We start from the raw sequence: 26747 nt of genomic DNA, 5'->3' as shown, positions 1-26747 counted from the left end.
TGAGAGAAGGACACCGTGCTGCTGATCAGCTGCCCCTGGTGCGGTCCGCGTGACGAGACCGAGTACCACTACGGAGGACAGGCCCACGTGCCGTACCCCGAGACGCCCGCGGACCTCACCGACGAGCAGTGGGCCGAGTACGTCTTCTACCGCGACAACCCCAAGGGCCACTTCGCCGAGCGATGGATGCACAGCCTCGGCTGCCGCCGCTGGTTCAACGTGCTGCGCGACACCGTCAGTTACGACGTCCTCGCCGTCTACCGGCTCGACGAGCCCCGCCCCGAGCTCCCCACCCTGCGTGATCTCCACCAGACCGCCGAAGCGGCCGGAGGGAACCGATGACCGACCAGACCCACCGGCTGCCGCACGCCGGCCGCGTCGACCGCGCCACCACCCTGCGCTTCACCGTCGACGGCCGCGAGCTGACCGGCCACCCCGGTGACACCGTCGCCTCCGCGATGCTCGCCAACGGCATCGCCGAGGTCGCGCCGTCCCTCTACCGCGGCCGCCCGCGCGGCATCGTCGCCGCCGGCGTCGAGGAGCCCAACGCACTGCTCCAGATCGCCGGACCGTGCTCGGAAGGGATGCTGCCGGCCACCGCTGTCGAGCTGTCCGACGGGCTGGCCGCGACGACCTTGTCCGGGATGGGCCGGCTCGACCCGGCCCCCGATCCCGCCGTCTACGACAAGAAGTACGTCCACACCGACGTCCTGGTCGTCGGCGCGGGACCGGCCGGGCTCGCGGCCGCCGCTGCTGCCGCCGACTCCGGCGCCCGCGTGATCCTCGTCGACGCCCAGCCCGAGCCCGGCGGTGCGCTGCTCTCCGGACGCACCGAGACGATCGGCGCGCAGCCCGCTCTCGCCTGGGTCGCCGACATCCGCGCGGCGCTCGACGCCGCTCCCGAGGTCACCGTCCTGCCGCGCACCACGGCGTTCGGTGCGTACGACGACAACTACGTGCTGGCCCTTCAGGCGCGCACCGACCACCTCGGAGCCGGGGCCCCCGCGCCGTCCGAAGGCGTCTCCCGCCAGCGGCTGTGGCACATCCGCGCCCGCCAGGTGGTCCTGGCGACCGGCGCGCACGAGCGTCCGCTGGTCTTCGCCGGCAACGACCGGCCCGGCGTCATGCTCGCCGCGGCGGTGCGCTCGTACCTCAACCGCTACGGCGTGGCTGCGGGTTCGCGGGCCGTGGTCAGCACGACCAACGACAGCGCCTACGACACGGTCGCCGACCTCCACGCCGCCGGGATCGACATCGCCGCCGTCGTGGACGCGCGCCCCGAACTGTCCCACCGGGCCGCCGAGGTCGCCGAGGCGACCGGCGTGCGGGTACTGACGGGCAGCGCGGTGGTCGACACCGCGGGCGACGGCCGGCTCACCGGCGTCACCGCCCAGGCGCTCGACGAGAACGGTCAACTCACCGGTGCCCCGCAGTCGTTCGACTGCGACCTGCTCGCCGTCTCGGGCGGCTGGAGCCCGGTCGTGCACCTGCACAGTCAGCGCCAGGGCCGGCTGCGCTGGGACGAGGACCTGGTCGCCTTCGTCCCCGACGGCACCGTACGGGACCAGCACGTCGTCGGTGCGGGCCGCGGGACGTACGACCTCGACGGCTGTCTGGCCGAAGGGGCGGTGGCCGGTGCGCGCGCCGCGACGGACGCCGGCTTCCCGGTCCCGGTGCCCGCGCCGCCGTCCGGCGCGGCGCGGCCCGGGGCCGGCGCGGGCCCGGTGCGCGAACTGTGGCTGGTGCCTGCCCCCCACAACGGCTCCGACGACGGCTCCGGCAGCGGTGCGGACGGCGACCCCGGTACGTGGGACACCCACTTCGTCGATCTGCAGCGCGATGTCACCGTCGCCGACGTCTGGCGCTCCACCGGCGCCGGCATGCGCGGCGTCGAGCACGTCAAGCGCTACACCTCGCTCGGCACGGCCAACGACCAGGGCAAGACGTCCGGCGTCAACGCGATCGGGGTGATCGCCGAGGCCCTCGGCGCGGGCGCGTCACCCGGGGAGATCGGCACCACGGCCTACCGCGCGCCCTACACGCCGGTGGCCTTCGCCGCCCTCGCCGGGCGTGAGCGCGGCGAGCTGTTCGACCCGGAGCGGACCACGTCTCTCCACAGCTGGCACCTCGCGCACGGCGCGGAGTTCGAGGATGTCGGGCAGTGGAAGCGCCCCCGGTACTACCCGCTGCCCGGTGAGGACATGGACACGGCCGTGGCCCGCGAGTGCCGCGCGGCCCGTGACGGCGTGGCGTTCATGGACGCCTCCACCCTCGGCAAGATCGAGATCTGGGGCGCGGACGCCGGCGAGTTCCTCAACCGCATCTACACCAACGCCTTCAAGAAGCTGAAGCCCGGCATGGCCCGCTACGGCGTCATGTGCAAGCCCGACGGCATGATCTTCGACGACGGCGTGACGCTGCGCCTCGACGACAACCGCTACTTCATGACCACCACGACCGGCGGCGCCGCCGGGGTCCTGGACTGGCTGGAGGAGTGGCTGCAGACCGAGTGGCCCGACCTCGACGTCCACTGCACGTCGGTGACCGAGCAGTGGACGACGATCGCCGTCGTCGGCCCCCGCTCCCGCGAGGTCGTCGCCCAGCTCGCGCCCGACGTCGACCTGTCCGCCGAAGCGTTCCCGTTCATGGCCTTCCGCGAGACCACCCTGGCCTCCGGGGTCCCGGCCCGCATCTGCCGGATCTCCTTCTCCGGCGAACTCGCCTACGAGATCAACGTCTCCGCGTGGTACGGCCTGGCGGTCTGGGAGGAGGTGGATGCGATCGGCCGCCCGTACGACATCACGCCGTACGGCACCGAGACCATGCACGTCCTGCGGGCCGAGAAGGGCTACATCATCGTCGGTCAGGACACCGACGGCACCGTCACCCCGCAGGACGCGGGCATGTCCTGGGTGGTCTCCAAGCAGAAGGACTTCGTCGGAAAGCGGTCCTACTCCCGCGCCGACACCTCCCGTACCGACCGCAAGCACCTGGTCGGCCTGCTGCCCAGCGACCGCACGACCCGGCTGCCCGAGGGCACCCAGCTCATCGCGCCGGACGTGCCCCTCACCCCCGAGGCCGGACCGGTGCCGATGCTCGGCCACGTCACCTCCAGTTACCACAGCGAGGCGCTGGGCCGCCCGTTCGCCCTCGCCCTGGTCGCCGCCGGCCGGGACCGCGTCGGCGACACCCTCTTCGCCCCCGTCGGCGACGCCCTCGTACCCGTGCAGGTCACCGAACCCGTCCTCTACGACCCCGAAGGGACCAAGCGAGATGGCTGAGCCGACGATCGACGCGGGCGCAGGTCCCGTCGCACTGCGCAGGAGCCCCCTGGCACATCTGGCGGAGCGGATGCGCGCCGCCGCCGTCACCGGCGCCCGCGGCGTCACGCTGACCGAGTGGCCGTTCCTCACCATGGTGAACCTGCGCGTCGCCCCCGCTTCCGAAGCGGCCGCCCGCATCGAGAAGACCCTGCGTACGCCACTCCCCCGCGAGTGCGGCCGCACCACCACATCCGGCCCGCACACGGTCGCCTGGCTCGGTCCCGACGAGTGGCTCGTGCTGTCCCAGGCCGAATCGACTGCTGTGACCGCCGAGTTGCGGGCGGCGCTCGGAGGCGACCCGGGCTCGGTCGTGGACGTCTCGGCGAACCGCACCACGCTGGAGCTGAGCGGCCCGGCCGCCCGGCAGGTCCTGGAGAAGGGCTGCCCGCTGGACCTGCATCCCCGGTCCTTCGCACCCGGCCGGGCCGTGTCGACCACGGTGGGCCCCGTCGCGGTGCTGCTCTGGCAGGTCGACGACACGCCCACGTACCGGCTGTTCCCGCGGTCCTCGTTCGCCGACTACCTGGCGCGCTGGCTCCTCGATGCGATGAGCGAGTACCGCGGCCCCGTCAACGTAATCGAGTGCTGACACCATGACTGATCTCGCAGCTTCCGCCACGGCCACCGTCGAGCACGTGCTCACCGTCGACTGACCCGAGGCCCCCGGCATCGTGCACGCCGTCTCGCGGTTCCTCCTGGAACACGGCAGCGACATCATCGACAACCATCAGTTCGGTGACCGTCGCGACGGCCACTTCTTCATGCGGGTGCGCTTCGCCACCTCCGGCAACGAGAACAGCACCGAGCTGCTGCGCCGGAACTTCGCCGCCGTGGCCGCCCCGTTCGCGATGCGGTGGCACCTCGAACCGGCCGGCACCCGGCGCCGCGTGCTGGTGATGGTGTCCCGCCACGGCCACTGCCTCAACGACCTGCTCTTCCGCACCCGCAGCGGGGACCTGCCCCTCGACGTGGTCGCCGTGGTCTCCAACCACCCCGACCACGAGGCACTCGTCAGCTGGCACGGCATCCCGTTCTTCCACGTGCCGGTCACTTCCGCGACCAAGCCCGAGGCAGAGGCCCAACTCCTGCAGATCGTCGACGAGTTCGCCGTCGACCTGGTCGTACTGGCCCGCTACATGCAGGTCCTCTCCAACGACCTGTGCACCCGGCTGGCCGGCCGGACGATCAACATCCATCACTCGTTCCTGCCGAGCTTCAAGGGCGCCAAGCCCTACCACCAGGCCCACGAGCGCGGCGTCAAGCTCGTCGGCGCGACCGCCCACTACGTCACCGCCGACCTCGACGAAGGCCCGATCATCGCCCAGGAGGTCATCAGCGTCGACCACAGCCACACCCCCGACGACCTCGCCGCCATCGGCCGCGACGCGGAATCGGCAGCCCTGGCCCGAGCCGTCCGGTGGCACTGCGAGGGCCGGGTGTTCGTCCAGGGCAGGCGCACGGTGGTGCTCCGCTGACGGCCGGACGCCTGCCGCGAAACGCGTGCCGCACGCCGCGGTGGCGCTATGACGGCGGTGGAAACGACGTGCGTAGCGGTGGACAAGGTCCAGGTGGGGCGCCCGGCGGCGTCACGTCGGCGCGTCCCCGCCACCGTCGCGCTCGTCGTCCGTGCCTGCCACTCACTCCCAGCGCTCGGCCTCCTGGCGGGTGAAGCGCTGGGAGACGCCTCCAATGTCCCTGACCGGCAATGGCGTGGACGCGCGGGCCGGGACGATCTAGCGTCGGGGCAGCGACGGCGCCGCACTTCCGCGCGCACCGCACCGGCACACGGGGAGACCATGTCCAACGGGAACGTGTCCATCGAGCGCACCGAAGCGCCCGTCACTTTCATCACCGGCGGGTCGAGCGGGATCGGGGCGGAGACCGTGCGCCGCCTGCTCGGCCTCGGCCACCGGGTCGCAGCGACCGGGCGCAGCGCGAAGAAGCTGGCCTCCCTGACCGAGGCCGCGGCGGAAGCGGGGGCGGGCGACCGACTGCTGACCTTCGAGGGGGATGCCGGGGACTGGGGTCATGTGTCGTCGGCGGTCGAGGAGACCGTGCGTGCGTTCGGGCGGCTGGACTACGCGGTCGCCAACGCCGGTTACGCGACCAACGGCACCGTCGAGACCGGCGACCCCGAGGAGTGGCGGGGCATGGTGCTCACCAACGTCCTGGGTCCGGCGCTGCTGGTGCGGGCGGCCCTCCCGGCGCTGAAGGCGGCGCAGGGCCGGGTCGTGCTGATCGGGAGCGTCGCCGGTTTCAAGAACACGCCCGGCAACCTGTACTCGATGACGAAGTTCGCGGTGACCGGGCTGGCGGAGAACGTCCGCATGCTGACGACCGAGTACGGGGTCGGCACGACGTTGATCGCGCCCGGTCGGGTGCGGACGCCGTTCTGGGACGAGCGCCCCGGCGGCGCCGACGCGGCGGGCCCGATGATCTCCGCCGAGCACCTGGTGGACACCGTCGTGTGGGCGATCTCCCAGCCACCTGGCGTGGACGTGAACACGCTGGTGGTCCGGCCGATCGGCCAGCCGAACTAGACGGTCGCGCGGGGTAGGCGCGGCGGGGGACGTCGGCAACGGTACGGGCACAGGCCCCGGTGATCACGGATGTGCGCCGCTCTGTGATCACTGGGGAGACCTGTGTCCGCGCTTCGGTCATGGCTGACCGAACCGATCCAGGACCAAATGCCGCCATCCACTGGGCGGCCACGAGTTGGGGAACGATACTCGGGCGGAGGGACATTCGAGCGGGAGGCGGGGGGCTGCCGGTGGGTGCGTTGAGGGACGGGGAGACACAACGAGCCTGGGACTTGGCGCGGGAGGCCGTTCGGCGGTTGGCGCCGGAGGAGTCGGCCCTCTTCGAGGAAACGGCCGAGGCGTACTTCGACGATCCGAGGCGGGACGACCGGAAGACCCGGCAGGAGCCGCTGGGGATCGGCATCGACGCCGTCGTCATCGGGACCTTGACGCAGTTCGCGCTGCCGGTCGCGTCGGCCGTTGCGGGAAACATCGCCACCGACGCGCTGCGCCGGGAACGGCGGCGGAGCTGGTGGCGACCGGGTCGGCGGAGCGGTAGCGGTGACGGCGGTGCGGCCAATCCGTTCGCCGCGCCCGGCACCACACGCGCCGTCGAGCAGAACGGTGGGGTGCCCGCCCGCGGCGAGGAGCTGGAGCGGCTGCGGCGGATCGCCTACGACCGGGCCACGGCGCTGGGACTGCCGCCGGCGCAGGCAAGGCTGCTGGCGGACGCCATCGTCGGCGGGATGCAGGCCCCGTCGGCTCCGGACGAGGAGTAGGCCACCTCATGAGCAGCGCGCCGGCCGGTGCTGCTGTGGGCATGCCGCATCCGTTTCGGATGCCGTCGGGGACGTCGCTGCGGTTCGCGCTGCTCATCTTGAGCACGTCGACGGCCATGGCGACGACGCTCGGCGGGGCGGTCGGCACGGCGTCGTACTTCGGGCTTGGCGGCGATATCGACGACATCGCCGGAACCCTGACCTGCGCGGCCGCGACCATCCATGACACAGCGACCGACCCCGACAAGTTCGCCAGCACATGCCCGCAGCCGAGCCTCGGCAATCAGACCGCCCTGGGACTGGCGGCTCTTGGGGCACTGTGGCTGGCCGTCGGCATTGTCTACTGGCTGCTGCCGGCCTACCGGATCCGCCGGCGCCGCCTGCGGCCATTGCCGACCACCGGACTTGCCGATCTCCGGCGAACGCTCGATGAGCTGGTCGCCGTCGCCGGGTTGCGCTGCCGGGTGCGCTTCGTCGTCGACTGGCGCCAGCGGGCACCCAGCGGGCTCGCCTTCGGTCGGGTCGGGCGGCGCCATGTGATGCTCAGTGCCGGACTGTTGCAACTGCACCGGCGGGACCCCGAGGCATTCCGCGCGATCGTGCTGCACGAACTGGCGCACCTGCGCAACCGGGATGTGGACATCGCCTTCCTCACGATCATCTGCTACCGGTTGTTCGTAGTCGCCGTCGCGATTCCGCTCGCCGTCAGCGCGCCCTTCGCGCTGCTGGTCGCATGGCTGTTGCTGCCGTCGAGTCTGCTCTTCCAGCTGCAGTTCATCCTCGCCATGTGCGCACTCGCGGCCACCGTCGCCCTCACGAGCTCCGCGGTGCTGCGCAGCCGTGAGTTGTACGCGGACGCCCGGGTCGCCGTCTGGACCCGCGGAGCCCCCTCCCTTCGACGCCTGCTCGCCGCTCAGTGCGGCCGCGAGCGGACCGGCCGCCGTCGTTCTCCCTTGCTGCGCCCGCATCCCCCGGCTGCAAAGCGGCTGGCGGCCCTGAGCGACCCGCGGCTGCTGTTCGCCTTCGGTCCCTGGGAAGCATTCGGGCTGGCTCTGACCTGCTCACTCGTCTACCAGCAGATGTCGCAGTGGACCGAGGAGGCCGCCCGTCTCACGGACGAAGGCAGCCCGCTGTCCGCCGTCGCCCCTTCCGTTGTGCTCGGCGGTGGCGTGGCGATGGGCATCTGGCATGCGGTGCTGGCCGCACGGCTGAACCGTGGTCGGTGGGAAGACGCCCATCGCACGGGGCTCGCCACGGCGGCTGGGCTCATCGTGGGGACCTTCGGGGACAAAATGCACGGCACGGCGCTGTCCCTCGGCGTCGCGGACGCGTTACCGGTCCAGCTGTCGTGGTGGCTGATCCTCGGGGCCGTCGGCTACGGATTCGTCCGGTGGAACGCGGCGACTGCCCGGGTGTGGGCACCCGTGGTGCTGGCCGGTCGGCGCCCGTTGCTGCTTGTCGGCGGCGGGTGCGCGGTCGGCGTCGCGCTGCTGAGCATCTGTTTGGGGCACGCCTACGCCGCCGGAGCTCCGGGGTTCCAGCTGTTGCCGCTGCCCCGCCCTCTGAACCTTCTGCCGACGCCACTGGACTACCTGGGGTTCGTGTTCTCCACGGCCTTCGTGCTCACGCCGCCGCAGTGGGTGATCGCTCTGGTCGTGGTCGCGGTCGGATTTCCGCTTGCCGCGCGGCTCGGCGTACGGCTCTCCGGGCAGCGCCGCGCCGGGGCATCCACCGCAGGGCCCGAACGCTTCCTGCTCCAGGCCGTATCGGCCGAGGACTCGGCGGCCCTCCTCGACCCGCCGCAGGTTCGCCCCCTAAAGGCTCTGGCACAGGGCGCGGTCTTCGGCGCCGCCGCCGGGCTCGGACTGTGGCTGTGGCACCTGTTCTGCGCCCTGGTCTTCCCCCGGCCGATCGAATGGGTCGGTGCCGTCTTCACCTTTTATCAGCTGGCGCTGGCGGCATTGCTGCAGCTTGCAGTGGGCTTCGTTGTCGCGTGGCGACACGCACGCGGCGAACTGCGCGCTCTGCACGGAATTCTCGGCGCCCTGGGCGCGGGGCTGCTGCTGCCACTGGCCGCCATCACCGCACGCGACCATTTCGCCTGCATGCGGTGGGGCACCGGCCACGCGGCCTGCCGTGTGACGCCCGATGTGGCGTTCGCGGTGTCGGCGACGCCGACCATCACGGCCTGGACCACGGCCCTGGCCCTGCTGTTCATCCCGGCCTGGACCGCGTTGCGCGATCGCCGGCTGCGCCTGGGCATTGTCCGGCCGATCGCGTGCGGAGAGCATGGTCGTCGCCCCCCTCTCGGCCGGTGAGATGCCGCGACGCGCTCGTCAGGGACGTGTTCTGCCGCCGGTGGCAGTCATGCGGCACGCAGCCGGTCAAGGATCCTGTCGACGCCTTCGATTTCCTGGTGTTCGGCGAAGCGGCGCGTCAGCTCACGTACCTGCGTGATGCAACGTTCGGCACCGATTCGGGAGGCGATATCGAGGGATTGTCCCGCCAGGTGGGCGGCGTGTTCGATTTCTTGAGCATCCAGTGCTCCCCTGGCTTGCGAGGCCAGGAAGACCCCTCGCGTCTTGTCGCGGGCGGGCGGGAGCAGGGCGAGGCCGTCAGCGATACGGGCTTGCGCCTTCCGGATGTCGCCGAGGTCGCCATCGACGACTTCGGCACTCTGACGTCATGGGCAACTGGCCTTGACTGACTCAGCAGCCGGTGGACAGCCGGCTGGGACTCCGTCCTGCGATCGTTACGGGCCAGGTCTTAGGCAGGTGGGGCGCGCCCGTGTTGCTCCGAACGGAGGGATAGCCTGGGCCCGTCAGCGAAGATCACAGAAGGGCGGAGCACATGGCAGACATCGTGGAGACGGCGGCGCGCAAGGTCTTCGAGCGTTACGACGTCGACGGGGACGGCCAGGTCACCGCGGAGGAATACCGGCAGGTCGTGGCGGAGTTGGAGGGCTCGGAGATCACCGAGTCGCAGGCCCAGGAACTGATCGACTCGCTCGACACCAACGGCGACCGCCAGATGTCCTTCGAGGAGTTCTGGGCGGCCATGAATGGCTGACACTTCCGGGTCCGGCACTTGAACCTGCCGGACCCGGTTCGTCATCTCCCGATCCCCGTAATCTGCTGCGCAGGTAAAGCCGCGCACTCACTACGGGTCAGGCAGGCCGCTGCCTCGCTTCGGCGTCAGCGCCGGTCTCCCGCAGTGCCGTCATCAGGGCATCTGCGAACTCTGGCGAACCATCTGTGAGAACCTCGTCGGTGTGTCGGGACCTCAGGAGAGGGCGAGCCAGACACAACGACCCCGTCGAGGCTGTGATCGTTGCGGTCTGCGGCTGGGGCCTCGTCCCGAGCACGAATCCGCCGGCCAGAGTCACGACAGTCGAAATGGCCGGGGCGGCGATCACCCGAGGATCGCGATCGTCGCCCGTCAGGTGTCTCGGCTCAACCCTGTACGGGTAGGGCATCTGTTCCATGCTCGACAGCCAACCCTGCCCCGCCCCCGGACGTATGAGTCCTGCTACTCAAACGACCGGGCAGTCCGGAATCAGCGGGTTCAGACCTGCCCGGTGAGCCGTGGCACCTCAGGAACGGACGTGATCGATGTCCCCCTGCGGCTACCGCTTGCCCGTCGGTCCCTCCTCGCGGTCAAGGGCGGTCAGTAGCCGACGCAGGGAGGCTCGGGTGGTACGGATCTCCTCATCGGGGATGTCCGCGAAGAGGGTGTGGTGCGCTGCTGCGGCCCTGTCGGTGACGCGGGCGAGCGACTCCTGTCCCCGAGGCGTCAGCGTCAGCAGAGGCGAGCTGCGATGGTCCGGGTTGGACTCGTAGGTGGCGAGACCGAGGCTCACGAGATCGTTGGCGACTCGCTGGACGTTCTGACGGCTGACGCCGAGCCTCCGCGCGGCTTGGGGAACGCTGAGGGCGTCGTCGGACACCACGCTCAGCACCTGCCAGCGGGCCTGAGTGAGCCCCTCAGCGCTGGCGGTGCGCTCGCCCAAGCGGCGCAGGGCCCCGGCAGCCTCGAATACATCGGCAATGAGCAGGGCTGTTTCGTCGGGCATCCGCACACCTTCACGCTTGACAACATGTTGCCATAAGCGCAACATGTTGTCATTATATACGGAGCGACCACACCGGGGACAAGCCATGCCCCAGATCGACCTTTACCGGAATGTTCACATGGGGCAGCGTGCGCGCCTGTTCGCCCTTGCCGTCGAACTGGGTGCCGCGGACATCTCCCGCCCCGGCACCGCCGCCGACCAAGCGGAACGCTGCCTGGCCTTGACGAGGAGCTGCGCGAACACGCCGACCATGAAGACACCTTCATTCACCAGCTCCTGCGGGAGCGGGCGCCTCGGGCTGCCGATGCACTGGAGGCGGAGCACGTCCGTCTCGACGCGGCCTTCGTCGCGCTGGACGACCTGGCGCGTGCACTGCCCGCGCGCCCCGTCGACACCCTTGCCGACGCCCAACACGCGCTGCACCTCGCGCTGAACGAGGTGCTCAGTGCATACCTGGCGCACCTGCACGCGAAGAGACGGTCGCGATGCCGGCACCGTGGGAGTACGCAAGACCTCGCCGTACCGGAAGCGTGGGCGCTGCGGGGACCCGGGCACGCCTAGGCTGCCGAGTCAGGCATGGCGTTCATTTCGTGCAGATATGAGGCGGGAAGCGGTGCGACCGCACCGGCTGCCGCAACCGACGAGGTCGGGCAGGGTCAGTCATCGATCAAGGCCGACGCGACCCCGACCGTCCCTCCCACCTGTCATCGCGCATCCAAGCCGTCAGGGTGCGAGGAGAGCGTGGCAGGTTCCTCGGTTCCCGGCACGGGCGTTGAGGGAGCCGCGGGCTTCGGGCTGCCGGGCAGGAAGAGCGCCACGCCGAGTGTGGTGGCGACCAGTACGGCCGCCCCGACCACCAGGCTGATCCGCATCCCGGTCATGAAGTGGGCGGAGTCAGCGATCAGCGCACCGAGCAGGGCGACCCCGATCGCGCCGCCGAACTGCCGGGCGGCGCTGAGTACTCCGGATGCGAGGCCGGCCCGCTCGTGCGGTACCGACTCCAGCATGGCCGACGTCAACGGCGGGATCGCGAGTCCGCCGCCGATGCCGAGCGGCACCAGCAGGGTCAGCAGCAAGGGAGTGGAGGTGTCCCGGCGGACGAGGAGCAGGCCCAGGATGCCGACCGACTGGATGACCTGGCCGAGGATCAGCGGGAGGCGCGGCCCGTACCGGTTGGTCAGCTTGCCGGCCAGCAGGTTGACGAGGGTGGTGAAGGCCGTCATCGGAATGAACATCAGTCCCGCGGTGAGCGCCGAGGCTCCGCGGTGCTCCTGGAAGAAGATCGTGAAGACGAAGACCAGGCCGTAGTAGCCGAAGTTCAGGGCGAAACCCGCGCTGGTGCAGACGGCCACCGAGGGAATACGGAACAGCGTCAGCGGAACTGCAGGATCGCTCTGCCGGGACTCGACCAGCAGGAACGCGGTTCCGGCGAGTACGGCGACCAGGAAGCCGCCGATCGTCGTCGGGCTCGTCCACCCGCCCGACCCTCCGGTGATGACCGCGAACACCAGCGCCGCCAGCGCGAGTACAGCGGTGATCTGGCCGGCCGGGTCCATCGGGGAGTGTCCTCGTGGGGAGCGGGGCGCCCGGAGCATGCCGACGAGCGCCAAGACACCGACCGGCAGGTTCACGAAGAAGATCCACCGCCAGCCGAGCCCGGTGGTGAGTGCGCCGCCGACAACCGGGCCGGCCGCGACCGCCGCACCACCACCGGCGGTCCACAGTGCGATGCCGCGAGCACGCCGGGCCGGGGAGTCGTACGCCTGGCGCACCAGGGCGAGCGAGGCAGGCATCATCACCGCGGCTCCGGCGCCCTGGATCGCCCGCGCAACGATGAGGACGGTGAGGTTGGGTGCCAGCCCGCACACTGCGGACATCAGGGTGAAGACGGACAGCCCGATCGTGAAGGCGCGGCTCGCCCCGATCCGGTCGGAGATGGCCCCGGCCGACAGGAGCAGGGCAGCGAAGAGCAGGGTGTACGCGGTGACCACCCACTGCAGTGCGGAGACTTGGCCGTCCCACTGCTGACCGATACTCGGCAGGGCGACGTTGACCACGGTGGTGTCCAGCGTGATGACGAAAAAGGCCAGACAGGCAACCAGCACCGTGGACCGGAGGCCCAGCCGCGACCGGGTGCCGGCTGCCTCGTGGCCGGACGGGGCGCCACCCCGCACGTCCTCACCGTTGCGGTCCATGGATCTTCCTTCCCGGTCTTGCCGGTGTTCGGTGTGCTGCGAATCCCGCGCAGCCGGAACGACCGATGACTGAATGACGTTCAACTCGCCTGCCATGCACGGCAGTCGACGAATACGGCACGGTCCCGACGGCCTGACGCCTGCTCCCCTCACTCCTCGTCGAAGTCGGTGCCCCGGCTGACCGCCTCCCAGGCGACCGCCTCCTGGCCTGCGGACTTCAGCTGGGCGGCGATGGCGTCGGCGGCGTCGTTGCCGAGGGCCAGCCGCAGCGGGGTCTGCTCGGCGGCCAACGCGGTCAGAATCGCCGCGGCGGCCTTCTCGGGGTCCCCCGGCTGCCTGCCGTCGCTGTTCGGGAGCCCGGCGCGGACCGGGCCGACCGTCTCCTCGTACGCGTCCATGGGCGCCGACTGCCGCAGCGCACCGCCGCCGGCGAACCCGGTCCGGAACGCCCCCGGCTCCACGACCAGCACCTTGATCCCGTGCGGGGCGACTTCCAGGGCCAGCGCCTCGGACAGCCCCTCCAGGGCGAACTTGGTGGCCGAGTAGGCGCCGACGCCGGGGAAGGAGAACCGGCCGCCCATGCTGCTCATCTGCACGACGGCGCCCGAGCCCTGGCGGCGCATGTGCGGGAGTACGGCGCGGGTGAGCGCGGCCGGGCCGAAGAAGTGCAGGTCCATCAGGTCGCGCAGTTCACGGTCGGTGGTCTCCTCGACGGCGCCGATCTGTCCGCGGCCGGCGTTGTTGACCAGTACGTCGATCCGTCCGTACCAGAGGATCACTTCGGCGACGACGGCGGTGATGCGGGCCGGGTCGGTGACGTCGAGGGCGACGGGGACGACGCGGCCGGGGTGCGCGGCGGCGAGTTCGTCGAGGGATTCGGGGCGGCGGACGGCAGCCACCACGGTGTCACCGGCAGCGAGGGCCACCCGCGTGATCGCCTGCCCGAAACCGGAGTTGGCACCGGTGATCAGCCAGACCTTGCCGGTCGCGGAGCGGGTGGGGGTGGGGGTGGCGGCGGGGGCAGTGACGGTGCGGGTCTTGTCGCTCATGGGGGTCTCCAAGGTGGTTCCGGAAGCCGACCGGGCGCCGGCTTCCGCGAACGCGGCCGGGGCGGTTGTCCCGGCGTGCGTCTCCATTACGGCCGCTGCCCGGCCCCGCCGTCCAAGACAGAGATCAACACGGCCCATAAAGAGCGCTTATCGCCGCTGGTTACGATCTCCCCATGGAGTTGCGGCAGTTGAACTATCTCGTGGCGATCGCCGAGGAGGGCAACCTCGGCCGGGCGGCGGCGCGGCTGTACGTGAGCCAGCCGGCCCTGTCGTACGCGCTGCGGAAGCTGGAGGCGGAACTCGGCGTCCCCCTCTTCGAGCGGCACCCCGGCGGCGTGACCCAGACCCCTGCCGGGCGCGATGTGGTGGCCGAGGCACGCCGGACCGTACGCCAGGCGGACCGTGTCCTCGCCGCGGCGGAACGCCACCGGTGCTTGCAGCAGGCGGTGCTCCGGGTCGGCTTCGAGGCAAGCGGCGCGGGCGAGTTGACCACCAGGGCCCGGGCCGAGTTCGCCCGCCGCAATCCGGACGTCCGGGTCGAACCGAAGCGCTTCGACTGGGGCCAGGAGGCGGCCGCCCTGCGCGACGGCCGGGTGGACGTCGCCTTCGTCTGGCTGCCCGCCGACCTCACCGACCTGCACGCCGAGGTGGTCCACACCGAACCCCGGGTCGTCGGCCTGCCCATCGGACACCCGCTGGCGGGACGTACGGGCATCGGCATCCTGGACGTCAAGGACGAGCCGCTGCTGTGGACGGAGCGGGCGCCACGCGACTGGGTCGACTGGTGGGCGGTGAACCCCCGACCGGACGGCTCCGCACCGCGCTGGGGCCCGAAGAACGACAACGTCGAGGAGATGCTGGAACAGGTCGCCGAGGGCACCGCGGTCTGCTTCGCCCCGTCGAGCATGGCTCTGTACTACGCCCGCCCCGATCTGTCCTGGGTCCCGCTCACCGACGTGGAACCCCTGAGGGTCGCCCTGGCCTGGTACGAGGGTGCGCCCAGCCCCCTCGTTGGGGGCTTTGCCGAGGTAGTGCGCGAACTCGCTGCCGCGCTGCGGGAGGACGGGGCCGACGGGCCGGGCGGAGCACGCGGGGGCGGCGCAGGCCCGGCCACGGGGTGAGGGCGGGAAAGGGACTTGGATCTGTTCATCACCTGTCCGCCTTGGTCCGCCTCTTGCTCTCCGCCCGGCACGTGCCTGCCTTCTCGAACCGGAGCTCCGCGCCATCAAGGGGCAGTTGCCTGTTGGTCGCCCAGACGGCCAGCGCGCAGGCGGCGAATCCGGCTCCGAGGAGACTGGAACCCGCCCACCCGTGGGCGGTGAAGATGGCGGTGGTTGCGGCCGCGCCGAGGGCGGAGCCGAGTGAGTAGAAGATCATGTAGCCGCCGATGACGCTGCTGGTGCGATCCGGGTGTGCGGCGGTGAGCAGGTGCTGGTTGCTCACATGCACGGCCTGAACCGCGAAGTCGAGAGCCACGATTCCGACGATGAGAAGCCAGAGTGTCCACGGCAGTTGTGCGATCGCCGCCCACGAGAGGACGAGCAGGGTGAGCGCGAGGCCGGTGACCGGGATTGCCCGTCCTGCATCCGCCCACCGTCCCGCGCGTCCCGCGCCGAGGGCGCCGGCGAGTCCGGCGATGCCGAACAGCCCGATCTGGCTCTCGTTCAGCTGCCACGGCGCGCCTGCCAGCGGCAGGGACAGTCCGCTCCACAGGGTTCCGAACGATGCGAACAAGAAGAACGCGATGAGCCCGCGCGTCAGGAAGAGGCGCTGCCTGAACAGCCCGCCGAGTGCGACGACCGCCTGCCCGTACCTCGCCGGTCGGTTGGGGCGTTCCTCGGGCGGCAGTGCGACGAGGACGACGGCCGCGAGCCCGAGTGACAGCACCGCGAGCACGGCATAGACGCTTCGCCAGCCCCACACCTCGGCGAGCGTGCCGGTGGCGACCCGCGCCCCCAGGATGCCGACCACAACACCCGAGGTCACGACCCCGATGTTCCGTCCGCGTTCGGCAGGCAGCGACACCGACGCGGCATAGGCCACCGTGGTCTGCACCACGACCGCGAACGCCCCAGCCGCCGCGAGCCCCGCAAACGCCATCCACGCCACTGACGCCGAGGCCGTGAGGGTCACGCCCACTGCGGTGATCGCCAGATGAACGGCGATGAGTCGGCGCCGGTCGACCACATCGCCAAGCGGCACCAGCAGCACCAGCCCTGCCAGATAGCCGAATTGGCCGGTCGCGACGATCCACCCAGCGAGTTCTGCCGGTAAACCGAGATCGCGTCCCATCACCTCCAGGACCGGCTGCGCGGCGTAGACGCTCGCCACAGCGACACCACACACCACCGCGAGCAGCAACCGCCGCCACACGTTCATCACACTCCCCAATCGGTAGCAGTTTGCAACCGATTGGACCGTACGGCGCTCCAGTAGCAGATTGCAACCGTTTTGCTTGCACGGCATGATGGTTTCAATCCGCAACCCACCGGGAGGTGTCATGTCGCACACCACCGTGCGCGCCCCGAACCCCGTCTGGACCGACCCCGACTGCCCCGTCGCCCGCACGCTCGACCTCGTCGGCGACAGGTGGAGCCTGCTCGTCGTCCGCGACGCGATGGACGGGGCGCGATCGTTCACCGAGTTCCAGCGACGTACCGGCATCGCCCGCAACATCCTCACCGACCGCCTCCGCAAGCTCACCGCTCACGGGCTCCTCGCCCAGCGCACCGCGCCAACGGGCCGCCGCCAGGAATACGTACTCACCGACGCCGGCCGCAATCTCTTCCCCGTCATCCTCACCTTGCGGCAGTGGGGAGAACGCCATGCCTTCGCTTCCGGCGAGACTCACTCCACCCTTGTCGACCGGCACGGCACCCCTGTGCCGGAAATCGCACCGACCGGCGCCGACGGCACCCTCCTCGGCATCGACAGCACCCACGTGCAGAAGACCCGATAGAAAGCAGACTTCAGCACAATGGCTGCCCCGAGCTCGTGCGAGTGGCTCGTCAATTCGGCGAAGAGCAGGGGGCGTTCGTCGCGTTCGAAGGGAGGCCGGCGCTGGGGGGGAGGCAATCGACTTATTGACATGCCAGGTTGATCGCCGTGCCGCCGGGAACCCGGTGATGACGCACGCCTTACTGCACGATCTGGCGCCAGGCAACCAGCTGCCCGTCGCCGGCTATCTGGTACTGCTACCCTGCCCCGGGCCTACTTCTTGAAGCTCTTGGCCCATTTGCGGACTTGGAAAGCACCCATCGCCAGGATCGCCAGTCCAAAGCAGAGCCACATCACGGAACTCGAAGTCGCCCCGATACCGGTCTCCCGGAAGCGCATGTCGCTGCCCGGCCACCCCTCGACCACGTCCAGCTTCTTACCGGCGGGATAGTCTTCCGCGTTCTCCAGCGTTCCGCTCCGCTTGTCGCCGGCAGCGCCCTCGTGGGGGGTGAAAGCGCCACCACATTCGTAGTCGGAATTCTTCCTGCTGGGGTTGATATCGGTGCAGTAGTGGACCGTGAAGGTGCCCCTTGTGCCCACCAGGCCAGTTGCCTGCACACCCTGGACAGCGTTGACGAAGACCGCTCCGGCCCCGACAAGGGTGAGCACGAGACCGAGCAGCAGCCCGGTGGCTCGCCATCCCCATGCCGGCTTCGGCTTCTTCTGCCGGCTGGTGTTCCTGCTCGCCTCACGCGATATCGCACTGCTCACCCGAGCACTCTAAGCGGATCAGGTGAGGGCGAGGAGGCTGACGGCGACGGCGGCGGCGCCGAGGCCGACGAGTTGGCCGCGGTGGATGCGTTCGGCAAGGACGCTGCGGGCGAGCAGGACGGTGCCGGCCGGGTAGAGGGCGGTGATCACGGCGACGACGGCGAGGTCCCCGCTGCGGGCGGCGAGCAGGAACAGCACGTTCGCCACCGAGTCCAGCACGCCCGCGGCGGCCGACATCGCGTACGCGGGCTTCTCCGCCCCGAGCCTGCGGTGCAGCAGCCCGGCCGCGGCCAGGGTGACGGCCGAGGACACCGCGCGGCCCACGATCAGCGGAGCGACCCCGCTGTCGGACGGCGCCTGGTGCAGAAAGACCAGCTGCATGGCGATGGCCGCGCCGGCGCCGAAGGCCAGCAGCAGCGCGGTACGCGACGGGCGCGCCGACCCGGCGCCGTGTCCGGCGCTGACCAGCACCACCGCGGCCAGTGCGAGCGGCAGCCCCACCAGCCCGGCGGTGCCCAGGTGCTCGCCCTGCAGCAGGCCCACACCGACGGGCAGCATGGCGGACACCAGCGCGGTGACGGGCGAGAGCACGTTCATCGGGCCGATCGCCAGGGTGCGGTAGAGCAGCACGAAAGCGGCGGCCGAAGCGACACCGGACGCAGCGCCCCAGCCGATCGCGCCCGGGCTGAACGAGGCACCGAGCACCGGCCACAGCAGCAGCTCGACCGCGAGCGAGGACGGAGCCGCGATCATCACGGTGCGCAGCACGTGAGCCTTGCGGGCGCCGAGGCCGCCGAGGAAGTCGGCACAGCCGTAGGCGAGAGAGCTGCCCAGGGCCAGCAGCAGAGCGAGCACGGTACGCACATCCCTTAACATTTCAATGGAACGACTGAACCGTACAGCGAACCGACCGGGCAGTGTCAACCAAACGACCGGACGGTGCATTGAAGTGGTCCACCTGCGAGGAAGGTGCTCGGATGGCCGAGACAGAGGCAGCCCTGCGGACGCTCGCCCACAACGTCCGGACGGCCCGTACCCGAGCGGGTCTGTCCCTGGACGAACTCGGGCGGCGCGCCAAGGTCAGCAAGGGCGCCCTCGTCGGGCTGGAGAAGGCGCAGGGCAACCCGAACTTCGCCACCCTGGTCCGGCTGGCCGACACCCTCGGCGTCTCCGTCTCCGCCCTGATGGAAGGACCGGCCGAAGGCCGGGTCCGTGTCGTCACCGCGGAGGCCGTGATGCCTCTGTGGACCGGCGCCGAGGGTAGCGAAGCCCGCCTCATGCTGACGACCTCGGGCCCGGCCCCGGTCGAGGTCTGGCGCTGGAAACTCCAGCCGGGCGAGGAATACCCCAGCCACCCCCACCAGGCCGGAGTCGTCGAAACCGTCAGCGTCACCGCCGGCCGGATGACCCTCGTCGTCGACGGCACGGAACACCCCGTCGAAGCCGGACAGACCGCCACCTTCGATGCCGACGCCCCCCACACCTACCGCGGCGCCGGCACCAAAACCTGCCACCTGATCATGACCGTCCACCTTCCGCCCGGCCCCACGGCCACCACCTGACCCGCATAGACGGACAACGGCACCCGGCGGATGATTCACGGTGCCGCGGGATCGGCTCCGTCGAACAGCTCGCGGTGACGAACGATCTCGCCCTGGTTTTCCTGGACCCAGCGCACTACGTGGCTGACGGTGTCACTCAGCGAGCGCCCCAGTGGGGTGAGCGCGTATTCGACGCGAGGCGGGACTTCGGCGTATGCCGTCCGTGTGATCAGGCCGTCGCGGGTCAGCGAGCGGAGCGTCTGGCTCAGCATCCGCTGGGACACCCCGGCAATCCGCCCGTGCAGGGTCGTGAAGCGCAGCGGTCCGTCGGCGAGCGTGGTGACGACCAGGACGGTCCACTTGTCTCCGACACGGGCGAGCACGTCCCGCACGAGTGCGATGGTCGCCGCGCACTCCGGCGTGACCCCGGCGGCCGCCAGTTGGGACCGCAGTGCGGAATCCATGTGTCCGTTCCCTCCGAGTGCGTAGCTGACGTGAAAGTGCGTAAGCGCGAAGCCTTGATCACAGCGACCGCACCCCGTTACATACGGATCGTAACCAATGGGCGCTCGCCCGATCCGCCGCGATGCCCTGGGAGGGAACCATGACCGCCGACGCCGTCGAAACCATCACACCGGACGCACCAGTTGAGGGGAAGAGCAACGGGACGGTACCGGCGGCACGGCACGAGACCTTTACGGTCGACTACCACCTCGCCGCGCCTCCGAGCGCGGTGTTCGAAGCCTTCGCCGATACTCCGGTCCGGCGTCGGTGGTTCAAACTGCCGGGCCGTCACGTGTCCTACCACCACGACTTCACGGTGAACGGTGGCGAGACGGCGTCCAGCGTCTTCACGGTTCCCGGCGCCGCGCCCGAACGGCTTGCGTATGCATCCCGGTACCTCGACATCAGGCCGGGGTCGAGGATCGTCTACGCGTACACCGCCCGCGTGGACGACGTGCCGCGCTGGGCCTCGCTGGTGACCGTCGAACTGCAACCGCACCTCGACGGCACCCAGCTGCGGTGGACCGAGCAAGCAGCCTTCCTCACCCCTTCCGCGGAACCCGAACACGACTTCCCTCACCTGCGCGGCGCCACCCGCCTGCGATTGAACGGCCTTGTGGCGGCGCTGGGACAGCCGCAGGGAAGCAGCACGACGCCCGTCCATAGGTGAGGAGTTGCCCCAAGAAAGCCCGCGGCACCGCGCCCTCCGCCCGACCGTCGGACGAGACCAGGGTGCCGGCTTCAGCTGTTGTGCCCGGCGGTTCGGCGCTGCTCGGCGGTTCGGCGTTGCTCGGCGCGGTGGGCCAGCGCTTCAAGGATGCGTTGCCATGCCGGTGACGCCTCGGCGAAGATCCGGGAGAAGACCAGCTTCAGGTTCCCTGACCCGCCGCTGCTGTCTCGTGCGTGCTTGATCTCCCATGCGTCCAGATCGTCGATGAGACGGTCCAGGCGTGGATCGTGCGGATCCCAGTCGACCGATTGATCACAGACGAGATACAGGCGCGTCGTCTCGGGGTCGTCGAATCTGGCGTTCTTGTCCCGTATCCGTTGCGGCATGGAGCTGGGGTCCAGTGCCTGTATCAGGATCCACGAGTCGCGCTCAAGTCGTACCCGCCGTTCGCTGACCCCGAGACTGCGCATCCGGTCCAGAATGGCGACCACCTCGGGTGGCAGCACAAGCCTTTCGCCGCTTGCCAGTTCGGCGATCCGGCGGCGGTATGCGGCGAGCTGGTCGATCTTGCGCTGCAAGGCGGCGTCGATATCCGTGATGGCCGAGGCGAATTCAGTCGGCTGTGCGTGCAGCAGCGCGTCGATACGAGCCAACGGAACCCCGGCGTCAGCAAGGGTCCTGATCCGGATGAGATCCACCGCCGCTTGCGCGTCGTAACAGCGGTAGCCGGAGGAATCGCGCTCGGGCTCGGGCAACAGGCCGAAGTGGTGGTAGTGGCGAACGGTGCGCACGGTCACGCCGGCAGTCGCCGCGAGTTGACTGATCGTAAGCACCGGTCACCTCTGATCGTCGGGCATGGTCGGGCCGAGTCTAGGGACGAGCCGCCCGGTCGACGACGTCGCGGATAGCCTGGACCACGGCATCGGGGCGGTCGAAGCAGAGCCGGTGGTGGCTGGTGTCGGTGAGGATGCGTTGTTCCCCGTGCGAGACCGCGCTCACCCGGGCCGCGTCCATTCTTGTCCTGCCGTCATACATCTCCTGCGCCGTCTGCTCCGACATCAGCGCCTGCTGGCCGGGATCGGTGCCCACCACGGTGAGCGCGATCACCGGGACGTCGGGAGTGCTCGGCCCGACCTGCAATTCGGTGGCGAGTCCGGCCAACTTGGTGCGCTCGGCGATACCGACGCGGATCCCTCTGTCACTCACCTTGAGGTCGAGCAGCGCCTGCCGCATGTGCTCCGGGTAGTCGACGAGCAACTCGGCAAACATCTCGCGCAAGACCGGGCGCATCTGTTCCAGCTGTTCCAGATCAGGTGCCATCTGCTCGACCGCGACCAGACTGGCTTCGGGAGGCATGAAGGCGTCCCAGTCGCGGTGGAAGGCGTCCAACCAGACCAGCCCGGCCACCTCCTGCGGGTACAGCTGCGCGAACCGGTGCGCATAGAGGCCGCCGAGAGAGTGCGCCACCAGAACGTACGGGGCGGGAATGCCCTGGGCGTGCAGCAGGTCGTGCAGTTCCGTGGCGACCGCGGCGGCGGTGCGCGGGAGTGGAAGGTGATCGCTGTAGCCCGTGCCGCCGCGGTCGTACACCACGGCGGTGGTGAACTGCGAAACCCCTTGCTGGACACCGAAGTAGTCCAGGCCGACCGCGCTGGCGCCCGGCAGGAACACGACGGCCGGTCCGCCGCTGCCCGACCGGTGCACGAAAACACGGCGGCCGTCGATCTCCTGAAACCCTCCGACCGGCGGAGCGAGCCGGTCCGGGGAAGTGCTGTTGTTCGTCATGCGACGAGGCTCCAACCCTGACGCACGGTCAAGGTCAAGCCCCTCCCCCATCAGACCGGAACCCGTGCGTACTCCGGTTACCGATCGGGACGGAGGGTGGCCGTCCATGAGGTGGGGGCCAGGCCGGTCTGGCGTCGGAAGAAGGTGGTGAAGTTGCCGGTGTCGCGGAATCCGAGGCGGTGTGCACAGCTGCCGACCGGTAGGTCGGTGTGGGCGAGCAGCCGTTTTGCTTCGAGCAAGATGCGCTGGTCGAGGAATGCCTTGGCGCCGGTTCCTGTGGCGGTGCGGGTCGCACGGGTGAGTGTCCGTACGTCGTAGCCGAGTGCCTGCGCGTAGTCGGCCACGCGGTGCCAGTGGGTGAAGTGTTCCTCCATCGCGGTGCGGTAGGCGTGGAAGATCTCAAGCTGCCCGCTCCCGGTCGCGCCGCGGGCAGGCGGTGTGGATGTCCCGGGCCGTACGCGCAACACCAGTGCCGCCAGCAGGTGGGAGAGCAGCGCGGAGGACGCCAGACGTGGCGATTGCACTGCCGCACGGTGCTCGCGATCGAGGTGCTCGGCGGCCAGCACTGCGAGCGGAAGGGCCTGGGACGGCAGGCGCCAGCAGGCGGGCGCGGTGGCGTCCATGGTTTCGAGGCCGGGATCGGGCAGGAAGCAGGGCTGGAAGAGGATCAGGGGGCCGTCGAGACCATCGACGTCGCTCCATCGATGCACCACACCGGGCCTGATCCACACGACGCTGCCCTCGTGCAGTTGGTAGGGCTGGAAGTCCGCTTCATGGGCACCGCTGCCCTTGGTGACCAGGGCGAGCACGTGGAAGTCGGGGCGTTGCAGTCGTGTGCGACGCCGCTCCGTGTCTGTCTCGCGCAGCGCGGCGAAGCTGAGGACCTCCACGCCGTAGGGGGCTCCGACGGCGGGCAGGTACCGCAGCTGCCGCACGGCAAGGTGTCCGTTTTCCACAAGGGGTCGGTCTCTTTTCACCAAGGAGAAGGGCTTCACCGGCATAGCGTCATTCCCGTATCTGAGGCAGATGGACAGCACGGAGGGGCGAGTGGTTCCACCGGTTTGCTGCCTGCTGTGACGTTGAGGAGAGGCGTAGAGGTGTCGAATACTACAAAGACCGTGGCCGTGGCGGGCGGGTCCCTGGAGGCCCGGATCGAGGGCGAACGCGGCGGGCACACGCTGGTGTTCGCGCACTACTGGGGCGGCTCCGCCCGTACGTGGGACGAGGTCGTCCGGCGCCTGCCGCCCGAGCAGGCGACGGTCCGTTTCGATCAGCGCGGCTGGAGCACCTCGCGTGAGCTACCGGGGCCGTATCACCTCGACCAACTCGCCGACGACCTCCTGCGAGTGGTCGAGGAATGCGTCGCGGGACCCTTCGTTCTCGTCGGTCACTCGATGGGCGGCAAGGTCAGCCAACTGGTCGCGGCCCGGCGTCCCGCCGGACTGCTCGGCGCGGTCCTCCTCGCGCCCGCTCCCGCCCTGCCGGCCGCGGCCGTGACGGAGCAGTACCGGCAGGACTTGTCCCACGCCTACGACTCGCCCGCGTCCGTAGACCATGCCCTGGACCATGTCCTGACTGCTGTCGCCATGCCGCAAGCAGTACGGGACGCAGTCGTCCGAGACAGCCTTGCCACCTCGGGCGACGCCCGTACGGAGTGGCCGTTGCGGGGAATCGCCCAGGACATCACCAAGGAAGCCCGTCGCATCGAAACCCCTGTGGCTGTGCTCGCCGGCGAGCACGACAAGGTCGAGCCGCCCACCGTGCTGCGCGAGTGCTTGCTGCCCTACGTTCCGCACGCGACCATGACCACCGTTCCCGGCGTCGGGCACCTGCTGCCTCTGGAAGCTCCCGAAACGGTCGCCACCGCCCTGGGCGACTTCCTGACCACCGTCCAAGCTGCCACATCTGAGTGAGTCGGTTGTCGATCACCTGTCGGGGCTCTCGGTCCGATGTCGGCGGCTTGTCGGCGGGGGCTGGCACGTTTCCAGTGAACCTGCCGGGTGCCCTACCCGGCAGGCGTGCCACACATAAGGAATCGCCATGACCACTCACGTCACGATCATCGGCGCCGGACTCGGCGGCCTCACCCTCGCCCGCGTCCTGCACGTCCACGGGATACCGGCCACCGTCTACGAGGCGGAGCCTTCGCCGACGGCGCGTTCGCAGGGCGGCATGCTCGACATCCACGACTACAACGGTCAACTCGCCCTCAAAGCTGCGGACTTGATGGAAGAGTTCCGCGGCCTCATCCTGGAGGGCCGCCAGGCCATGCGGGTCCTCGACTCGGACGGAACCGTCCTGTTCGACAAAGCCGACGACGGCACGGGGGGACGCCCCGAGGTGCAACGCGGCGAACTGCGACAGATCCTGCTCGACTCGCTCCCGGCCGGCACCGTCCGGTGGGGCCACAAGGTCAGTGATACCCGTGCCCTCGGCGACGGCCGCCACGAGGTGACGTTCGCCGACGGCAGCACCGTCGTCACGAGCCTGCTGGTCGGTGCGGACGGCGCGTGGTCACGGGTCCGGCCGCTGCTCTCCAGCGCGACTCCCGAGTACACCGGCCACTCAGTCGTCGAGACCTACCTGTTCGAGGCCGACACCCGGCACCCGGCCGCCGCGAAGACGGTCGGCGGCGGGGCGCTGATGGTGCCCGCCCAGGGCAAGGAAATCTTCGCTCACCGGGAGACCGGCGACACCCTGCACACCTACGTGGGGCTTGCCAGGCCGCTGGACTGGTTCGCCGCCATCGATTTCACCAATGCCGCCGCAGCCAGGGCGCTGATCGCGCAGGAGTTCGGCGACTGGGCACCGGAACTCACCTCGCTGATCACCGACGGCGACACCGCGCCGGTTCTGCGCCACCACTACGCGCTGCCGAACGGGCACCGGTGGGACCGGGTGCCGGGGGTGACCCTGGTCGGCGACGCCGCCCACCTCACGGCCCCGAACGGCGAAGGAGCCAACCTGGCCATGCTCGACGGCGCCGAACTCGGCGACTCCCTCGCCGCGCACCCTGATGACATCGAGGCCGCCCTCACCGAGTACGAGCGGGCCATGTTCCCTCGCACCGCCGAAACCGCCGCCGAGGGTGCCGAGCTCCTGGAGGCCCTGCTCAGCGAGGACGCACCCCAGCGCCTGGTCGACATGTTCACCGGACACGACCAGACCCGGTGAGCCGCTCAAGCACCGCCAAGCCCTGACAAGCCCGACAAGCATCGACAAGCCCCGAACGGATGCTCCCCTTCTCGCCCTCGCTCGACCCACATCTCCTGGACGCCTTGGCTCCGCCGGCCGTGGAAGCCATCCGCGCCGCCGCGGGGAAGAGAACTTCGCAGCCCGGGAGTCCGGCGAGAAGGGCGAGCCTCCCGGAGCTGAAGGCGTGCCACGCCTTCCGCGACGTCGGAGACTCACTCGTGGGCCATGCGCTTGACGGCTACGGCACCTCGGGCACCGTCACCGCTGCCGCAGCTCTCATCCGGCTCCGACCGCCGGCGGAGAGACGCAACCTAGCCTGGGTTTGCTCACTTCCCCGACGACGGCACACCCGTGCCCCCGCCCGTACAAGTGGCCGGGACGACGTCTGCATCTTTGTGGCTTCTGCCGGTACGACCGGCTGCCGGGATGCGGAGAGACTGCCCGCCAGAGGCCGCGGCGTGCCCCGAGTGCGGGAAGCCGAGGCCGAGGACATGACGAAGCGGGGAGGACAGTGCGGTGAGCGCGCAGCAGTATGACGAGATCGGTGAGGCGTACGAGGGCTTCAAGTCCCTGCCGTTGGAGCACTACGCGTTGGTGCCGGGCTTCCTGGCCATGGTCGGGGAGGTGCGCGGCAGGTCGGTCCTCGATCTGGCCTCCGGCACCGGCTTCTACAGCAGGGAGTTCAAGCGGCGCGGCGCCACGGAGGTGCTCGGAATCGATATCTCCGGCGAGATGATCGCCGTTGCGGAGAAGTTGGAGAAGCACGATCCGCTGGGTGTGCGCTACGAGGTGGGCGATGTGTCCGCGCTGCGGCCCCTCGGGCGAGGCTTCGATATCGCCACGGGGGTCCAGCTGCTCAACTACGCGGAGGACGTCGCCGTCATGGAGCAGATGTGCCGCAACGTGCACCAAAGTCTGGTGCCAGGCGGCGAGTTCTTCATTCTCAACCAATCGCCCGACTACCGCTTCGACGGGCCGTCCCTGGGCAAGTACGGCTTTCTCTGCGAGCCGACCGGCGAGGAGGCCGAGACCGGACCGCGAGTCCGGGTCACGGCGCTGCTCGACCCGCCGATCGAGTTCGTCACCACCCGCCCGCGCCGCGAGGTCTACGAGAAGTGTCTGCAGGCGGCCGGATTCAGTGACGTGGCCTGGGTCCCACTGAAGGTGTCCGACGCCGGCGTGCGCAAGTTCGGTGCGGACTTCTGGGCGGACTACCTCGCCAACCCGCCTATGGAGATGCTGCGCTGCCGCGCCTGATGACCGAGCGGACGTACCGGTGGGCCCGGCCTTTCGGGTTTGCCCGACCGGGGATCGGCCCGCAGGCCGTTGGTCCTGCCCTCACGCTGAACCCGGGAGGTGGGCCCGGCGCGTATGCGGCCGGGCTCCCCGGTCGCGCTGTGGTTCGGG

General features: G+C 70.0%; 26 protein-coding genes and 1 pseudogene. 16 read left to right on the top strand and 11 right to left on the bottom strand.

Annotated elements, in window-relative coordinates:
- Positions 1-15: 15 nt before the first annotated feature.
- The 9 genes and pseudogenes from OO62_RS01100 (at position 16) to OO62_RS01060 (ending at position 9690) form a co-directional block, all read left to right on the top strand.
- Positions 16-342 carry a sarcosine oxidase subunit delta gene (locus tag OO62_RS01100; RefSeq protein ID WP_033265149.1) on the top strand — a complete coding sequence of 109 codons (327 nt, stop codon included), beginning with the start codon at positions 16-18 and terminating at the stop codon, positions 340-342.
- The gene (locus tag OO62_RS01095; protein WP_033265148.1) at positions 339-3281 is read left to right on the top strand and encodes a sarcosine oxidase subunit alpha family protein; all 2943 of its coding nucleotides are present in this window, start codon (positions 339-341) and stop codon (positions 3279-3281) included. The genes OO62_RS01100 and OO62_RS01095 overlap by 4 nt, the downstream gene beginning before the upstream one ends.
- Complete coding sequence (locus OO62_RS01090) at positions 3274-3912, top strand: sarcosine oxidase subunit gamma (protein ID WP_033265147.1); 639 nt, start codon at positions 3274-3276, stop codon at positions 3910-3912. The genes OO62_RS01095 and OO62_RS01090 overlap by 8 nt, the downstream gene beginning before the upstream one ends.
- Before the next feature lie 4 nt (positions 3913-3916).
- Positions 3917-4798 (top strand): annotated as a pseudogene (gene purU / locus OO62_RS36290) (formyltetrahydrofolate deformylase).
- 321 nt (positions 4799-5119) lie between these two features.
- Positions 5120-5863 (top strand): SDR family oxidoreductase, encoded by a 744-nt coding sequence (locus OO62_RS01080; protein ID WP_033265146.1) that lies wholly within the window; start codon positions 5120-5122, stop codon positions 5861-5863.
- Positions 5864-6159: 296 nt separating this feature from the next.
- A complete protein-coding gene (locus OO62_RS01075; RefSeq protein ID WP_033265145.1) occupies positions 6160-6621 on the top strand; it encodes a hypothetical protein in 462 nt (153 codons plus the stop codon).
- 8 nt (positions 6622-6629) lie between these two features.
- On the top strand, positions 6630-8939 hold the full coding sequence (locus OO62_RS01070) for a M56 family metallopeptidase (RefSeq protein ID WP_033265144.1): 2310 nt from the start codon (positions 6630-6632) through the stop codon (positions 8937-8939).
- Positions 8936-9328: a hypothetical protein gene (locus OO62_RS01065; RefSeq protein WP_033265143.1), complete on the top strand. Its 393-nt coding sequence runs from the start codon at positions 8936-8938 to the stop codon at positions 9326-9328. The genes OO62_RS01070 and OO62_RS01065 overlap by 4 nt, the downstream gene beginning before the upstream one ends.
- Before the next feature lie 143 nt (positions 9329-9471).
- A complete protein-coding gene (locus OO62_RS01060) occupies positions 9472-9690 on the top strand; it encodes an EF-hand domain-containing protein (protein ID WP_033265142.1) in 219 nt (72 codons plus the stop codon).
- 556 nt (positions 9691-10246) lie between these two features.
- Here OO62_RS01060 and OO62_RS01050 read toward each other — a convergent pair.
- The 4 genes from OO62_RS01050 to OO62_RS01035 form a co-directional block, all read right to left on the bottom strand.
- Positions 10247-10693: a MarR family winged helix-turn-helix transcriptional regulator gene (locus tag OO62_RS01050; RefSeq protein ID WP_033265140.1), complete on the bottom strand. Its 447-nt coding sequence runs from the start codon at positions 10691-10693 to the stop codon at positions 10247-10249.
- Positions 10694-10807: 114 nt separating this feature from the next.
- Positions 10808-11161, bottom strand: a complete 354-nt coding sequence (locus OO62_RS39405) for a hypothetical protein (RefSeq protein ID WP_033265139.1) — start codon at positions 11159-11161, stop codon at positions 10808-10810.
- Positions 11162-11397: 236 nt separating this feature from the next.
- A complete protein-coding gene (locus OO62_RS01040) occupies positions 11398-12888 on the bottom strand; it encodes an MFS transporter (protein WP_063738950.1) in 1491 nt (496 codons plus the stop codon).
- Between the two features lie 149 nt (positions 12889-13037).
- On the bottom strand, positions 13038-13937 hold the full coding sequence (locus tag OO62_RS01035) for an oxidoreductase (protein WP_033265138.1): 900 nt from the start codon (positions 13935-13937) through the stop codon (positions 13038-13040).
- Between the two features lie 173 nt (positions 13938-14110).
- On the opposite strand from OO62_RS01035, the gene OO62_RS01030 reads away from it, so the two are divergent.
- Positions 14111-15058 (top strand): LysR family transcriptional regulator, encoded by a 948-nt coding sequence (locus OO62_RS01030; RefSeq protein ID WP_078616956.1) that lies wholly within the window; start codon positions 14111-14113, stop codon positions 15056-15058.
- A gap of 28 nt (positions 15059-15086) precedes the next feature.
- Here the strand turns inward: OO62_RS01030 and OO62_RS01025 are convergent, their stop codons facing one another.
- Positions 15087-16316 (bottom strand): MFS transporter, encoded by a 1230-nt coding sequence (locus OO62_RS01025; protein WP_051732458.1) that lies wholly within the window; start codon positions 16314-16316, stop codon positions 15087-15089.
- A 121-nt stretch (positions 16317-16437) separates the two neighbouring features.
- On the opposite strand from OO62_RS01025, the gene OO62_RS01020 reads away from it, so the two are divergent.
- Positions 16438-16896, top strand: coding sequence for a winged helix-turn-helix transcriptional regulator (locus tag OO62_RS01020; protein WP_033265137.1), 459 nt, complete (start codon positions 16438-16440; stop codon positions 16894-16896).
- Between the two features lie 251 nt (positions 16897-17147).
- On the opposite strand, the gene OO62_RS01015 is transcribed toward OO62_RS01020, so the two are convergent.
- Together OO62_RS01015 and OO62_RS01010 are read right to left on the bottom strand one after the other, a co-directional pair.
- Positions 17148-17645 carry a hypothetical protein gene (locus OO62_RS01015; RefSeq protein ID WP_129322933.1) on the bottom strand — a complete coding sequence of 166 codons (498 nt, stop codon included), beginning with the start codon at positions 17643-17645 and terminating at the stop codon, positions 17148-17150.
- 18 nt (positions 17646-17663) lie between these two features.
- On the bottom strand, positions 17664-18500 hold the full coding sequence (locus tag OO62_RS01010) for an EamA family transporter (protein WP_033265278.1): 837 nt from the start codon (positions 18498-18500) through the stop codon (positions 17664-17666).
- A 122-nt stretch (positions 18501-18622) separates the two neighbouring features.
- On the opposite strand from OO62_RS01010, the gene OO62_RS01005 reads away from it, so the two are divergent.
- Complete coding sequence (locus tag OO62_RS01005) at positions 18623-19207, top strand: helix-turn-helix domain-containing protein (RefSeq protein WP_033265135.1); 585 nt, start codon at positions 18623-18625, stop codon at positions 19205-19207.
- A 35-nt stretch (positions 19208-19242) separates the two neighbouring features.
- Here OO62_RS01005 and OO62_RS01000 read toward each other — a convergent pair whose 3' ends face one another.
- On the bottom strand, positions 19243-19650 hold the full coding sequence (locus tag OO62_RS01000) for a winged helix-turn-helix transcriptional regulator (RefSeq protein WP_078616955.1): 408 nt from the start codon (positions 19648-19650) through the stop codon (positions 19243-19245).
- Between the two features lie 140 nt (positions 19651-19790).
- On the opposite strand from OO62_RS01000, the gene OO62_RS00995 reads away from it, so the two are divergent.
- Positions 19791-20360 carry an SRPBCC domain-containing protein gene (locus tag OO62_RS00995; RefSeq protein ID WP_078616974.1) on the top strand — a complete coding sequence of 190 codons (570 nt, stop codon included), beginning with the start codon at positions 19791-19793 and terminating at the stop codon, positions 20358-20360.
- A gap of 71 nt (positions 20361-20431) precedes the next feature.
- Here OO62_RS00995 and OO62_RS00990 read toward each other — a convergent pair whose 3' ends face one another.
- The 3 genes from OO62_RS00990 to OO62_RS00980 all read right to left on the bottom strand — a co-directional run bounded on the left by OO62_RS00990 (position 20432) and on the right by OO62_RS00980 (position 23080).
- On the bottom strand, positions 20432-21193 hold the full coding sequence (locus OO62_RS00990) for a MerR family transcriptional regulator (protein WP_033265134.1): 762 nt from the start codon (positions 21191-21193) through the stop codon (positions 20432-20434).
- A 37-nt stretch (positions 21194-21230) separates the two neighbouring features.
- A complete protein-coding gene (locus tag OO62_RS00985; protein ID WP_033265275.1) occupies positions 21231-22145 on the bottom strand; it encodes an alpha/beta hydrolase in 915 nt (304 codons plus the stop codon).
- Positions 22146-22222: 77 nt separating this feature from the next.
- Positions 22223-23080 (bottom strand): helix-turn-helix domain-containing protein, encoded by an 858-nt coding sequence (locus OO62_RS00980; protein ID WP_323135796.1) that lies wholly within the window; start codon positions 23078-23080, stop codon positions 22223-22225.
- Positions 23081-23263: 183 nt separating this feature from the next.
- Here OO62_RS00980 and OO62_RS00975 point away from each other — a divergent pair, with 183 nt between their 5' ends.
- The 3 genes from OO62_RS00975 (at position 23264) to OO62_RS00965 (ending at position 26597) form a co-directional block, all read left to right on the top strand.
- Positions 23264-24058 carry an alpha/beta fold hydrolase gene (locus tag OO62_RS00975; protein ID WP_051732454.1) on the top strand — a complete coding sequence of 265 codons (795 nt, stop codon included), beginning with the start codon at positions 23264-23266 and terminating at the stop codon, positions 24056-24058.
- 127 nt (positions 24059-24185) lie between these two features.
- Complete coding sequence (locus OO62_RS00970) at positions 24186-25319, top strand: FAD-dependent oxidoreductase (RefSeq protein WP_033265133.1); 1134 nt, start codon at positions 24186-24188, stop codon at positions 25317-25319.
- A 537-nt stretch (positions 25320-25856) separates the two neighbouring features.
- Entirely contained in the window at positions 25857-26597 is a 741-nt protein-coding gene (locus OO62_RS00965; protein ID WP_033265132.1) for a class I SAM-dependent methyltransferase, read from the top strand.
- The last annotated feature ends 150 nt before the right edge of the window (positions 26598-26747 follow it).

Origin of the sequence: Streptomyces lydicus, assembly GCF_000717345.1 — a bacterium.
Classification (GTDB): domain Bacteria; phylum Actinomycetota; class Actinomycetes; order Streptomycetales; family Streptomycetaceae; genus Streptomyces; species Streptomyces lydicus.
This window is presented reverse-complemented; position numbering and strand designations above follow the sequence as displayed.